This is a genomic window from Nocardia sp. NPDC057272 (genome assembly GCF_042668615.1).
Taxonomy (GTDB): Bacteria; Actinomycetota; Actinomycetes; order Mycobacteriales; family Mycobacteriaceae; genus Nocardia.
Genome location: NZ_JBHUYK010000023.1, coordinates 1 through 13,090 on the forward strand (window position 1 = coordinate 1; position 13,090 = coordinate 13,090).

At 67.5% G+C, this 13,090-nt stretch carries 13 protein-coding genes and 2 rRNA genes; 14 read left to right on the top strand and 1 reads right to left on the bottom strand.

The window, feature by feature from the left end; all coding sequences use genetic code 11:
- The 14 genes from ACFULV_RS25890 to ACFULV_RS25955 all read left to right on the top strand — a co-directional run.
- Positions 1-96 (top strand): 23S ribosomal RNA (locus ACFULV_RS25890); the annotation flags it as partial.
- 123 nt (positions 97-219) lie between these two features.
- Positions 220-336: ribosomal RNA gene (rrf, locus tag ACFULV_RS25895) — 5S ribosomal RNA — on the top strand.
- Between the two features lie 180 nt (positions 337-516).
- Positions 517-1,602 (top strand): sugar ABC transporter substrate-binding protein, encoded by a 1,086-nt coding sequence (locus ACFULV_RS25900; RefSeq protein ID WP_378661001.1) that lies wholly within the window; start codon positions 517-519, stop codon positions 1,600-1,602.
- Complete coding sequence (locus ACFULV_RS25905) at positions 1,602-2,366, top strand: ATP-binding cassette domain-containing protein (RefSeq protein WP_378637333.1); 765 nt, start codon at positions 1,602-1,604, stop codon at positions 2,364-2,366. The genes ACFULV_RS25900 and ACFULV_RS25905 overlap by 1 nt, the downstream gene beginning before the upstream one ends.
- On the top strand, positions 2,363-3,604 hold the full coding sequence (locus ACFULV_RS25910; RefSeq protein ID WP_378637330.1) for a sugar ABC transporter permease: 1,242 nt from the start codon (positions 2,363-2,365) through the stop codon (positions 3,602-3,604). The genes ACFULV_RS25905 and ACFULV_RS25910 overlap by 4 nt, the downstream gene beginning before the upstream one ends.
- Before the next feature lie 25 nt (positions 3,605-3,629).
- A complete protein-coding gene (locus ACFULV_RS25915; protein WP_378661004.1) occupies positions 3,630-4,826 on the top strand; it encodes an ROK family protein in 1,197 nt (398 codons plus the stop codon).
- 35 nt (positions 4,827-4,861) lie between these two features.
- A complete protein-coding gene (locus ACFULV_RS25920; RefSeq protein WP_378661007.1) occupies positions 4,862-5,332 on the top strand; it encodes an SRPBCC domain-containing protein in 471 nt (156 codons plus the stop codon).
- A gap of 84 nt (positions 5,333-5,416) precedes the next feature.
- Entirely contained in the window at positions 5,417-6,508 is a 1,092-nt protein-coding gene (locus tag ACFULV_RS25925; RefSeq protein WP_378661010.1) for an ABC transporter substrate-binding protein, read from the top strand.
- Positions 6,508-7,368: an ABC transporter permease gene (locus tag ACFULV_RS25930; RefSeq protein WP_378637320.1), complete on the top strand. Its 861-nt coding sequence runs from the start codon at positions 6,508-6,510 to the stop codon at positions 7,366-7,368. The genes ACFULV_RS25925 and ACFULV_RS25930 overlap by 1 nt, the downstream gene beginning before the upstream one ends.
- On the top strand, positions 7,344-8,108 hold the full coding sequence (locus ACFULV_RS25935; protein WP_378661012.1) for an ABC transporter ATP-binding protein: 765 nt from the start codon (positions 7,344-7,346) through the stop codon (positions 8,106-8,108). The genes ACFULV_RS25930 and ACFULV_RS25935 overlap by 25 nt, the downstream gene beginning before the upstream one ends.
- Positions 8,105-9,454, top strand: a complete 1,350-nt coding sequence (locus ACFULV_RS25940) for an LLM class flavin-dependent oxidoreductase (protein WP_378661014.1) — start codon at positions 8,105-8,107, stop codon at positions 9,452-9,454. The genes ACFULV_RS25935 and ACFULV_RS25940 overlap by 4 nt, the downstream gene beginning before the upstream one ends.
- A gap of 49 nt (positions 9,455-9,503) precedes the next feature.
- On the top strand, positions 9,504-10,727 hold the full coding sequence (locus tag ACFULV_RS25945) for an MFS transporter (RefSeq protein WP_378661017.1): 1,224 nt from the start codon (positions 9,504-9,506) through the stop codon (positions 10,725-10,727).
- A gap of 291 nt (positions 10,728-11,018) precedes the next feature.
- Positions 11,019-11,186 carry a helix-turn-helix domain-containing protein gene (locus ACFULV_RS25950; protein WP_378661019.1) on the top strand — a complete coding sequence of 56 codons (168 nt, stop codon included), beginning with the start codon at positions 11,019-11,021 and terminating at the stop codon, positions 11,184-11,186.
- A gap of 110 nt (positions 11,187-11,296) precedes the next feature.
- Complete coding sequence (locus ACFULV_RS25955) at positions 11,297-12,442, top strand: alpha/beta fold hydrolase (protein ID WP_378661022.1); 1,146 nt, start codon at positions 11,297-11,299, stop codon at positions 12,440-12,442.
- Here the strand turns inward: ACFULV_RS25955 and ACFULV_RS25960 are convergent, their stop codons facing one another.
- Entirely contained in the window at positions 12,443-13,027 is a 585-nt protein-coding gene (locus tag ACFULV_RS25960; RefSeq protein WP_358115294.1) for a TetR/AcrR family transcriptional regulator C-terminal domain-containing protein, read from the bottom strand.
- Positions 13,028-13,090: the final 63 nt, after the last annotated feature.

Sequence of the window (13,090 nt, forward strand, 5' to 3'; positions counted from 1 at the left end):
TAAGGCCCCCTACAGACCATGGGGTTGATAGGCCAGAATTGGAAGCCAGGTAACTGGTGTAGGTGACTGGTACTAATAGGCCGAGGGCTTACTACAAAGGTGTTACGCGTCCACTGTGCGGTTTCTGAAACAACAGACACTGCAGCAAACCTGATCAACAGGTCCCATAGATAGATATGGGGTGTGTTGGTTGGGGAGCGCTGTCTAGTTTCATAGAGTTACGGTAGTTATAGCGGTGGGGAAACGCCCGGTCCCATTCCGAACCCGGAAGCTAAGGCCACCTGCGCCGATGGTACTGCACTCGACAGGGTGTGGGAGAGTAGGACACTGCCGGAACATCATTGCGAAAGGCCCTCCAACTTCGGTTGGAGGGCCTTTTTGCGTTCCCGGGAACCGCGAGGGACCACTCTGTGCGATTCCTGTGTGGGCCAGGTCACCCTGGAGTATGTTGTCGAGAACAACATTCGCTCCAGCTCAACCGCCTACAGGCGGTGGTTCCACGAAAGGCCCACGCTCATGCGTCAGGGGATCTTCGGCATCGCGGCCGTCTCGATCGCACTTCTCACTTCGCTCACCGCCTGCGGCGACGACACTTCGAACTCCTCGGGAGATGGCGGCGCCAAGATCGGCGTCATCCTGCCCGACAGCAAGACCTCGGCGCGGTGGGAGACGGCGGATCGCAAGTATCTTCAGCAGGCGTTCGACGCCGCGGGGATCAAGGCCGACATCCAGAATGCCCAGGGCGACAAGAACGCCTTCCAGACGATCGCCGATCAGATGATCACCAACGGCGCCTCCGTACTGATGATCACCAACCTCGACAGCGGTACCGGCAAGGCGGTCATCCAGAAGGCCAAAGCCCAGGGCGTGACCGTGATCGACTACGACCGGCTGACCCTCGGCGGCGGCGCGCCGTATTACGTGTCGTTCGACAACGTGAAAGTCGGACAGCTCATGGGCGAGGGCCTGGCGAAGTGCCTGGCCGACAAGCAGGCCGCCAAGCCGGTCGTCGCCTACCTCAACGGCGGTCCGACGGACAACAACGCCGCGCTGTTCAAGAGCGGGTACGACGGCGCGCTGAAGCCGAAGTTCGACGCGGGCGAGTACGTGAAGGGGCCGGATCAGGCTGTCCCGGAATGGGACAACACCAAGGCGGGCACCATCTTCGAACAGATGCTCACCGGCACGCCGAACCTCGGCGGCACCGTCGCGGCCAACGACGGGCTGGCCAACGCGGCCATCGCGGTGCTGAAGAAGCAGAAGCTGAACGGGCAGATCCCGGTGACAGGTCAGGACGCCACGGTCCAGGGTCTGCAGAACGTCCTGGCCGGTGATCAGTGCATGACCGTGTACAAGGCGATCAAGCTCGAGGCCGCCGCCGGCGCGAAGCTGGCGATCGCGCTGGCCAACGGGGAGAAGGGCGAGGCGCCGAGCACCGTCGACGATCCCGAGGCGAAGTCGAAGGTGCCTGCGGTGCTGCTCGAGCCGAAGGCGATCTTCAAGAACAACGTGAACGACGTCGTCGCGGACGGCTTCGTCGACAAGGCCGAGCTGTGCACCGGTGAGTTCACCACGCTCTGCGCGGACAACGGCGTCCGCTGATGACCGACACCCCGCTCATCGAATTACGCGGATTAGAGAAGAGTTTCGGTCCGGTCCATGTCCTGCACGATATCGACTTCTCCGCCTACCGCGGTGAGGTGACGGCTCTCGTCGGCGATAACGGCGCCGGCAAGTCGACTCTGGTCAAATGCATCGGCGGCACCCATGCGATCGATGCGGGCGAGGTGCTGTTCGACGGTGAGCCGGTGCAGATCGGCAATCCGAGAGATGCGGCCGAACTGGGGATCGAGATCGTCTACCAGGACCTCGCGCTCTGCGACAACCTCGACATCGTGCAGAACATGTTCCTCGGCCGGGAGAAGAAGCACGGCCTCGTGCTCGACGAATACGGCATGGAGGAGCTCGCGGGCGCGACCCTGGCCGGGCTGTCGGTGCGCACGGTGAAGTCCGTGCGTCAGAAGGTGGCCAGCCTGTCCGGCGGACAACGCCAGACCGTGGCCATCGCCAAGGCCGTGCTGTGGAACAGCAAGGTGGTGATTCTGGACGAGCCGACCGCGGCGCTCGGCGTCGCCCAGACTCAGCAGGTCCTCGAACTGGTGCGCCGCCTGGCCGACAAAGGTCTCGCGGTGGTGCTGATCTCGCACAACATGAACGACGTCTTCGCGGTCTCGGATCGGATCGCGGCGCTGTATCTGGGCCGGATGGCCGCACAGGTACGGACCGCCGATGTGACGCATTCGCAGGTCGTCGAACTGATCACCGCCGGCCGCAGCGGGAGTCTCGGAATCGGAGTGCAGGCATGAGCGCGGTTGTCACGGACAAGGCCACCGAGCCTGCCGCACCGGTGACCGAGCTGGTCACCGGCTATGTCGCGCGGATTCGTGGCGGCAACATGGGTGCGTTGCCCTCGGTCATCGCGCTGGTCGTGCTGTCGGTCGTCTTCTGGATCGCGCGGCCGGTGTTCATGACCCAGGGCAACATCGCGAACCTGCTCACCCAGGGCGCCGCCATCGCGGTGATCGCCATGGGCTTGATCTTCGTGCTGCTGCTCGGGGAAATCGATCTGTCGGCGGGCTTCACCAGCGGTGTGTGTGCCGCGGTGCTCGCGGTCCTGCTCACCGACAAGGGCTGGCCCTGGTACGCGGCGGTGTTCGTCTCGTTGCTCACCGGTGTGGTGATCGGGCTGACCATCGGCGCGATCGTGGTGAAGATCGGGGTGCCGTCGTTCGTCGTGACGCTGGCCGCGTTCCTGGCGCTGCAGGGCGTGGCACTGAAGATCATGGACAACGGCCGCAACATCTCCATCCACGACGAGACGATCCTGGCGATCGCCAACAAGAATGTCCCGCCGCTGCTCGGCTGGGTCATGTACCTGGTGCTGGTGGGCGGGTTCTCGTTGGTGCAGTACCGAAAGTTGCGGGCGCGCACGACGCTCGGGCTGACCGGTGAGACGGCACCGGTGGTCGCGTTGCGGATCGCCACTGTCGCGGTGGTCGCCGGGATAGCGGTGCTGGTGCTCAACGACGAGCGCAGCCGCAATCCGGAGGTCAACTCGCTACAGGGCATGCCGATCGTGGTGCCGATCATCATCGCGCTGTTGCTGTTGTGGACGTTCGTGCTCAATCGCACCTCGTTCGGCAGGCATGTCTACGCGGTCGGCGGCAGCGTGGAAGCGGCTCGGCGGGCGGGCATTCCGGTCGACCGGATCAAGATCAGCGCCTTCGTGCTGTGCTCGACGATGGCCGCTGTCGGCGGTTTGATCGCGGCCTCGCGGGCCAACTCGGTCGATCCGAACACCGGCGGTTCCGATGTCCTGCTCACCGCCGTCGGTGCGGCGGTGATCGGTGGGACCAGCCTGTTCGGTGGTCGTGGCCGGATGCTCGACGCGGTACTCGGTGCCGCGGTGGTCGCGGTGATCAACAACGGGATGGGCCTGATGGGCTACAGCGCGGGCACGAAATTCGTTGTGACAGGATTTGTCCTGCTGCTCGCGGCGGGGGTGGACGCGCTGTCGCGCAAGCGTTCGCTGCCAGGAAGTTGACCATCGACCGGGAAGGTAGGGCCGGATGAGGGCTGCACCCGCCCCGGACGAGATCCGAACACGCAATCTCGCCGTGCTGCTGCGCCACGTCCATCTGAGTGGCCCGGTCTCGCGAGCGGAGCTGGCCGAGCGAATGGGCCTGAACCGCAGCACAATTCTGGCGCTGACCACCGATCTGGCCGCCGCCGGGCTGGTGAGTGAGGAACTGCCACGCCAGACCGGGAAGGCCGGTCGGCCGTCGCTGGTGGTGCGGCCGGAGTCGGAGCGGGTGTTCGTGCTCGCGTTGGACGTCGGTGCGGACCGGCTCGCGGTAGCGCGGGTCGGTCTGGGCGGTGTGATTCTCGACCGGCGTGAAACACCGCGTGACAGCGCGGCTTTCGATCCCGACGAGGTGATCGAATCCCTGGCGGTGCTGGCCGAGACGATGATCGGCACGGCAGGACGCGACAGTGTCTGCGTGGGTGTGGGTCTCGCGTTCTGCGGGATGGTTCGGCAGGGCGACGGTGTGGTGCGGTACGGGCCGAACATCGGCTGGGTGGATGTGCCGGTGGGCGCGAAACTGTCCGAGCGGCTCGGCGTTCGGGTCGTGGTCGGCAACAACGCGAATCTGGGAGCCCTCGCCGAGCGTGAGCGCGGTGTCGGTGCGGGGGTGTCGGATCTGATCTACCTGCACGGTGAGGTCGGCATCGGTGGCGGCGTCATCATGGGTGGTGAGCTGCTCGGTGGTGAGGGCGGCTACGGCGGCGAGGTCGGGCACATGATCGTCAACCCCGGCGGGCGGACGTGCCGGTGTGGTTCACGTGGCTGCCTGGAGGCCGAGGCGGGGGAGCTGGCGTTGATCGCGCTGGCGGGGCGTGCCGGCCTCACCGGCCGGGCGGCGGTCGAGGCGATCGTCGACGCGGCGGCTCGCGGTGACGCGGTCGCCCGCGACGCGTTGCACCAGGTCGGGGACTGGCTCGGTTACGGGGTGGCCAATCTCGTCAATATCTTCAACCCCACGATGGTCGTGTTCGGTGGTGTCCTGCGCGAGATCTACCTCGCCTCGGCCGCGCAGGTCCGCAGCCGGTTGGCGGTGAACGGACTACTCGCCGTCCGCGAACGTGTTCGCCTGCGGACCTCCGCGCTGGCCGACGACGCTCCGCTGATCGGGGCCGCGGAACTGGCCTTCGCCGACGTGCTGACCGACCCGCTGCAGACACTGGCGCGTAGCTCCGGCAGGTGATCGATCGGCGCCGGTCTCGCGACTATCGTGAAGGAATGGCGACCACAAGGATCGGCACGCAGATCAATGCGCCGCGCTCGACCGTCTACCGCCTGATGCTGGACGCCGACGCGGTCGCGGCCTGGATGCCCCCGCCCGGGATAACGGCCGAAGTGCATCGGTTCGAGCCGAAGGAGGGCGGATCGTTCTCGATCACCCTCACCTATGACGAGCCCACGGCCACCGGCGAGACGCGGCCGCCGCACCGCGACGCCTGTTTCGGGACCTTCCGCACGCTGGTGCCGGACGAGCAGATCATCGAGGTGCTGGAATTCGTCACCGAGACCCCGGACATGACCGGTGCGCAGACGGTGACGTTCACCCTGACCGACGCCGACGGCGGCACCCACCTCGATACGGTGCACGAGGGGGTTCCGCCGGGACTGAGCCCCGCCGACAACGAGAGAACCTGGCACCAGTCGTTGTCGAAACTGACTGCACTGGCCGAGCGGGAATCGCGCGACTGACCGCGGACCGCGCGGAGACGTGCCCTTCAAATCATAGAAACGCTAATGGTGTTCGGGGGCGTTCGCGGTTGCTTGAATTCGTCTATGCACCGACCGAACACCTTTCGACCCGGCCTACGGGGCCGCGCCACCGCCGCACTCCTCGCGATGGCAACCGTTGCGACGCTCGGCCTGACCGGCTGCGCGCAGGGCAACGACGCACCGGTCGGCACCCCCGACGCGCCACTGCCGACCGAGGTTCCGCCGGGGACCACGCTCGTCGTCGCCGATCAGTCGGAACGCCTGCAATCGGCGCTGCGGCTGTCCGGCGAACTGGACAAGCTGCCGTTCAAGATCGAGTTCGCGAACTTCGTCGGCGGCCCGGCCATCCTCGAGGCCTTCCGGGCAGGCGCGGCCGACGTCGGTCAGGTCGGCGATGTGCCGCCGATCCATGCTCTGGCCGCGGGCCAGGACGTGCCGATCATCGGCTCCTATCAGACCAACCCCCAGGCACTGAAACTCGCTGTGGCGCCGGGCCGTTCGATCAGCAAGCTCACGGATCTGAAGGGCAGGAAGATCGCCTACGCCGAGGGCACCGCCCAGCAGGCGGCGGTGTTGAAGGCGCTCACCAAGGCGGGTCTGAAGCCCACCGATGTGGAGCTGGTCCGGCTGCAGCTGGCCGAGTTCCCTGACGCGGTCCGCACCGCTCAGGTCGACGTCGCGCCGCTGATCGAACCCAACGTGACCCGGTTCCTCCGCACCGAGGGCGCCTCGCTGATCCCGGACTCGGAGACCACGGGCATCTACAGCGGCCTCGCCTACCTGTACGCGCGCCGGGCGGTGGTCCAGGATCCGGCGAAGGCCGCCGCGACCCGTGCTCTGGTCGGCGCGTTCGTGCGGGCCTGGCAGTGGACCAACACCCATCGCGAGGAATGGGCCACCCGCTACTACGTCGGAAGCCAGAAGGTCAGCGCCGACGACGCCAAGCGGATCGTCGAATCGCTGGGCACCTACACCTTCCCGCACCTGGATCAGCAGTTGATCGCCCGGCAGCAGACCACCATCGACGCGATCGACGCCGTGGGCGAACTGCCGAAGAAGATCAAGGCCGTCGACGGGTTCGACCTGCGCTTCGACGCCGCGGTCACCGAGGCCGTCACCGCCAGCGGGGCCTCGTTCGCACCGGCGGCGAGCTGATGGCCACCATCGATGCCGGGGCACTGCGCAAACTCCGGACCAGCACGGCCCCGGTCGAAGCGCTCGCCCCGCGTGGCCGAGGCCGGCGCACACTGGGACCGGGCAAGCCGATCCCGTTCGGGTTCGCCCTCGGGCCGGTTCTGCTCATCGGCACCTGGGTTGTCGGCTCCGCGATCGGGGCCATCGACCCGGAGACCCTGCCCGCGCCGTGGACGGTCGCGCAGACCGCGGGTGAGCTGATCGCCGACGGCCGGTTGCAGTCCAACCTGCTGACCTCGTTGCAGCGTGCCGTGATCGGCCTCGTGCTCGGTGTGGCGATCGGCGTGGTGCTCGCGCTGGTCGCGGGGCTGAGCCGGATCGGTGAGGCCGTCGTCGACGGTCCGGTGCAGATCAAGCGGGCGATCCCGACGCTGGCACTCATCCCGCTGTTCATCGTCTGGTTCGGGATCGGCGAGCAGATGAAGCTGATCGTGATCACCACCAGCGTGCTCATTCCGATCTACATCAATACCCACGCCTACCTGCGCAGCGTCGACGCGCGCTACGTGGAACTGGCCGAGACCGTCGGGCTGTCGCGGTGGGGATTCCTGCGTCGCATCGCGTTGCCGGGCTCGTTGCCGGGCTTTTTCCTCGGACTGCGGCTGGCGGTGACCATCTCCTGGTTGGCGCTGGTGGTGGTGGAACAGGTCAACGCGACCAGCGGCATCGGCTACCTGATGACCCAGGCGCGCACCTACGGCCAGATCGACGTGATCGTCGTCGGCCTGGTGATCTACGGGCTGCTCGGACTGTTCGGCGACCTCGCCGTGCGGGCAACGGAACGAAAGGTGCTGGCATGGCGACAGACTCTGGGCGACTGAGCTCCGACGAGCGGGTCGTCGTACGCACCCGTGCCCTGACGCGCGGCTTCGGCGAGCGAATCGTCCTGAACGGCATCAGCATCGAGATCCGGCGCGGTGAGTTCGTCGCGCTGCTCGGGCGCAGTGGTTCCGGCAAGAGCACGCTGCTGCGGGCACTGGCCGAACTCGATTCCGAGGTGCCCGGATCCGGTGACCTGACGGTGCCGACGCAGCGCGCGGTGGTGTTCCAGGATTCGCGGCTGCTGCCATGGGCGCGGGTACTCGACAATGTGGTACTCGGGCTGACCGGGCGCGACGCGCAGCAGCGCGGGCGCTCCGCACTGGCCGAGGTCGGGCTGGCCGGACGCGAGAAGGCTTGGCCACGTGAACTTTCCGGCGGTGAACAGCAGCGGGTGGCCTTGGCCAGGTCGCTGGTGCGTGAGCCGGAACTGCTCCTGGCCGACGAACCGTTCGGCGCGCTCGACGCGCTGACTCGGATTCGGATGCACGCCCTGCTCCAGGCCCTGTGCGAGCGGCACCGGCCCGCCGTGCTGCTGGTGACCCACGACGTGGACGAGGCCGTGCTGCTCGCCGATCGGGTGCTGGTCCTCGACGAGGGCCGGATCACGATCGACCAACGCATCGAGACCCCGCGCCCACGCAGGCACGCGCACCCGGAGTTCGTCCGGCTGCGCGAGGTGCTGCTGAGCGGACTCGGTGTCGACACAACAGATTCAGAGAAAGTGAAACAGGCGTCATGAGTGCACCGCGTCAACTGAGTCTGAACGCGTTCATCTACCCGTCCGGGCACCATGAGGCCGCCTGGCGGCATCCCGACAGCAGGCCCGACCGCATCTACGACGTCTCCTACTACCAGGAGATCGGGCGCACCGCGGAGGTGGCGAAGCTCGACGCGGTGTTCTTCGCCGACGGTCCCGCCCTGCGCACCGATGTTCGTCACAATGCCGCGCCCGGCCTCGAGCCGATCACACTGCTCACCGCGATCGCCGCGGCGACAACACATCTCGGCCTGATCGCCACCGCCTCGACCACTTACTACGAGCCCTACAACCTGGCGCGGCTGTTCTCCTCGCTCGACCACATCTCCGGTGGACGCGCGGGCTGGAACATCGTGACCACCGGCACCGATCTGGCCGCGGCCAACTTCGGGCTGGAACGGCATCCGGATCACGCCGCGCGCTATGCCCGCGCACGCGAATTCGTCGACGCGGTGGTCGGGCTGTGGGACTCCTGGGAGGACGACGCGATCGTGCTCGACCGTGCCGCCGGTGTGTACGCCGATCCGGACAAGATCCATCCGATCGACTTCGTCGGCGAACACCTCAGTGTGCGTGGACCGTTCAACTCCGCGCGGACACCACAGGGGCGTCCGGTGCTGGTGCAGGCGGGTGCCTCGAACGAGGGGCGCGCCTTCGCCGGCAAGTACGCGGAGGCCATCTTCACCGCGCATCAACGGCTTTCGGATGCGCAATCCTTCTACGCCGACATCAAGTCCAAGGCCGCCGAGTTCGGGCGCACCGCCGATGAGGTGAAGATCCTGCCGGGCATCAGCCCGTTCATCGCCGACACCGAAGCCGCCGCGCTGCGTTTGGAACGCGAGTTCAACGAGCTGACAGTGCCCGAATACGGGCTCAAGCAGCTGGAATCGATCACCGGCACGTCGCTGCGCGGCCTCGCGCTCGACGAGCCGGTGCCGGTGGAAGTGTTCGCGGGGGCGGGCGATGTCACCGACAACGCGCGCAGCAGATTGCAGGTGGTGGCGGGAATCGTCGAGCGGGAACGGCCGACCTTGCGTGGGCTGCTGCACCGGCTGGCCGGCGCGCGCGGGCACCGGGTGTTCGCGGGAACGCCCGAGCAAGTGGCCGACACCATCGAAGAGTGGTTCACCCAGGGCGCGGCGGACGGCTTCAACGTGATGCCGCCGTACTACCCCGGTGGGCTCGAGGTATTCGCCGAAACGGTGGTGCCGATCCTGCAGGAGCGCGGGCTGTTCCGCACCGAATACACCGGCACCACGCTGCGCGATCACTTCGGGCTCGCGCGCCCGGAGAGCCAGTTCACCCGTAACGCCGCGCTCGCCGGATGACCGAGGGCTGTCGCGACCGGCACGTCGTTCGCCGGTCGGTGGTCACGTCGTGACTCAGCTGCGGTCGATGGCGCTGGCGGTGTTCGTGCCGTCCGCCATCTACGGAATCGGCTCAGGCGCAGCGGCTCCCATGTTGCCGCTGCACGCGCTCGAACTCGGCGCTTCGGTCGGCACCGCGGGTGTGGTGGTCGCCATGATGGGCTTCGGGCTCATTCTGGGCGATCTGCCCGCGGGCTGGCTGGTGGCGCGTACCGGGGAGCGCAAGGCCATCGCTCTCGGCTCGTTCACCTGTGCTCTCGGGCTGCTCGTGGCCATCCTCGCGCCGAATATCGCCGTGTTCGCGGTCGGGCTGCTGATCAACGGGGCGTCGGGGGCGGTGTGGGGTCTGGCCAGGCAGACCTACATCGTGGCCGTCGTGCCGAGTGTCGATCGGGGACGGGCCTTTTCGGCGCTGGCCGGGTGGATGCGGTTCGGGTTCTTCGCCGGACCCTTCCTCGGCGCGGGCGCGGTGCACTGGCTCGGCCCGGTCGGCGGGCTGTGGATCCAGCTCGTCGCCATGCTCGTCGCGGGTGCTCTGGTGTTCGCCATGCCCGAGACCGAAGGTTCGCCGACAGTGGTGAGCGACAACACGATTCGTTCCGTGGTGGTCGAACATCGCAGGCTGCTCAGCACGCTCGGACTCGGCGCCCTGCTCATGGGTGCGGCACGGGCGGCACGGCAATCGCTGCTGCCGTTGTGGGCGGTGCACATCGGCGCCGACGCGGCGACCACCAGCATCGTGTTCGGCATCGCGGGCGCGGTGGACGTGCTGATGTCGTATCCGGCCGGGATCTGGCTGGATCGCTACGGCCGCAAGGCGATCGGCGTTCCCGCGATGATCGCCTTCGCCGGGGGGTACGCCACGTTGCCGTTCGCGGGGTCGGTGGCCGGACTCACGGCGGTCGCCGTGCTACTCGGCTTCGCCAACGGGCTGAGCAACGGCGTGATCATGACCGTCGGCGCCGATGTGGCGCCGCCCGGCCAGCGCGCGGAGTTCCTCGGTGCCTGGCGGCTCACCCACGACATCGGGATGTTCGCGGGCCCGATCGCGGTCGGCGCGATCAGCGCGGTAACGGTGCTCGGCGCGGCGGCGGGAGCGCTCGCGGTGGCGGGGCTCGGCGGAGCGGCCGCGATGTATCGCTGGTTCCCCGGACGCCCGGTCGCCGCGGTGACCGGGTCGAGTCAGCCGGCCGCGAGTCCGAACGAAACCAGGGAATCGGTGGAGAGCAGTTGACGATGCCGCCGGGGTGGCCGGCGGTGCCAGGACAGAGCCTAGGGCCAGGCGGGGTCGCGTCCGGTGAGGCCGAGGTTGCGGTCGATCAGCGGGGCGGTGGCCGCGGGCCGCGGCCCAGTCGTCCGCGGTGAGATCGACAGCGGATCCGGCGGGTGCCACCGCTTCCTTGCGCGCGGCGCCGACCAGCGACGGTCCTCAGAACAGCAGGTGAGCGAGCAGTGCTGCGAGGTCGAACTCGGCACAGGGCGTCCGGTAGCGGCCTGCGGGATCGGGTAGTCGACGCGACAACAGTTGCAGGGAGTCACCGAGCGCCTCGCCGACGGCGTCGAGATCGACTGGGCCGTGTTCGCGGCAGATCTCGGCTACGCCGACCAACCGCACCTCAGCCGCGATTTCCGCAAGATCTTCGGCGAACCACCGACGCACTACGCGCAACGGTACGAGTCCTCGGAGCAGTGACAACCCGATCACGGGCCCGGCGTCGGTAGTGCACCGAGGTGGCTACTGCGCGGCGGTGCTCGCGACGGCGGCCGGAAGCGTTCGGATTCGACTGTCCCTACAGTGGAAGTATGTCGTCATTCGATCGGCATCCGTCCACCGTCGCGGACTTCGACGATGCGCGTCGGCGGGATCGGTTGCGCGAAACCCAGCTCGGACACACGTGGGGCGGTTGGCGCCGGACCAGACTGGTGCTGCTGCGAATTCTCGGGATCCTGCTGGTCGCGATGATCGTGTTCGGGCAGTACTGGGTTCACGATGTGGTTCCCGAACGTGAGCGGCTGGCACAGACCTCACCGGAGTTGCTGCCCGCGAATCTGCCTGCCGATGCCCGGGATTGGGATACCGCCGTCGTCGACATGGTCGGGCTCGGGGGAGTCAACGCGACGTCGACCGCCAAAGCCCTGCCCGCGCTCAGTCGCCTCGGGGTGGTGTGGGCCGTGCGCTACGACAACGCCGGTATCGACACCAAGGTCATCGCCGACATGATCGTGCGGGCCGCACGCTACGGCAATGTGCGCAATATCGTGCTGGTCGGGCACAGCATGGGCGGAATCATCGCGCTGGAGGTGGCGCGGCACATCCACCTGGGCAGCGATCGGCGATTGGTGGCCGTTCTGCTCGACTGCACGCCGATGAATCTGGACGCGGTGCGCCCGGAGAGTCGTAGTCGCGGCGCCGATCTGGTGCGGTGGCTGGGCTGGTTGCCCGGTGCCAGGGAGAGCCGGATCCTGCGGTTCGTAGTCGAGATGTCGGCTCGGCGTGAACGTTTCGCGCAGCGCGACGGGCTGTTCCTCGACATCGACTGGCGCGCGATGCGTGAGGCGTCGGCGCAGGTGTTGCGCGACAAGATCTTCTCGCGCGATGCCGCCGGCAACGGGTTGATCGAGGCGCAGTTCCTGGCGATCGTCGCCGGTGGTGGTACCGCGGATCTGCGGGCGCTCGGCAAGCCGAACCCGGACAAGCGGAACCCGGCGATCGTGTTCATCCGGCCGCGTGACGCGGCCCGCGACGGCGTGGTGGACGTGGAGTATTCGCACGAGGTATTGATCGAACAGTCCGGCGGTGTCGACGGCACCCTGCTGGTGGTGCGGCCGAACCAGATCGAGCACGCGAATCCGATTCAGCGACCCGCCGAGTACAACGCGGTCATCGAAGCGCAGGTACTGCCGTTCGTGCGGCGCTACCAGGAAGCCAATCGCAACGACCCGCCCTGATCAGCGCACCCGGGTCCCGAGGATGGTGCGCACGCCCGCGATGAACAGCTGCAAGCCGAAGTCGAAGCGCGCGGTGGGGTCGGGAGTGTCGAGCAACGGCGTGTTGTCCTCGGGCAGCGCGCCGACGGAATCCATCTGCATGCGCGACTGCTCGTCGACGGTCTGGCCGAGCACGTAGTAGAGCAGGGTGTAGGCCGTGAGATCGGCTTCCTCCCTGGTCATTCCGGCACGGATCACAATGCCCGCCAGGCGTTCACGCGCCTTGCTGGTGGTCAGGCGCGAGGCGTAGGTGGCCGAGACCAGCTCGGCGCCGTCGCGATAGGCGAGCAGACAGTCGCGCAGTCGATGCGCCAGCTCGGTGAGCTGCGCGGGCCATTCGGTGGCTGAGATCGGCTCGTCCATCGGTGCCAGAATCCGGTCGGCCACCGCGCCGAGCAGGGTCTGCTTGTCCTTGACGTGCCAGTACAACGCCCCCGGCTGCACCTGCAGCGAGCCCGCGAGCCGGCGCATCGTCAGATCGGCGAGCCCGTACTGATCGAGAATCGCGACGGCGGCATCGACCACATCCGTCTTCCGCAGTTGCACGCGCGTCCTTCCGACGATTTTGCGACCCGAGTGTCGTGGTTCACTCGTAGCCGCTACCCTATC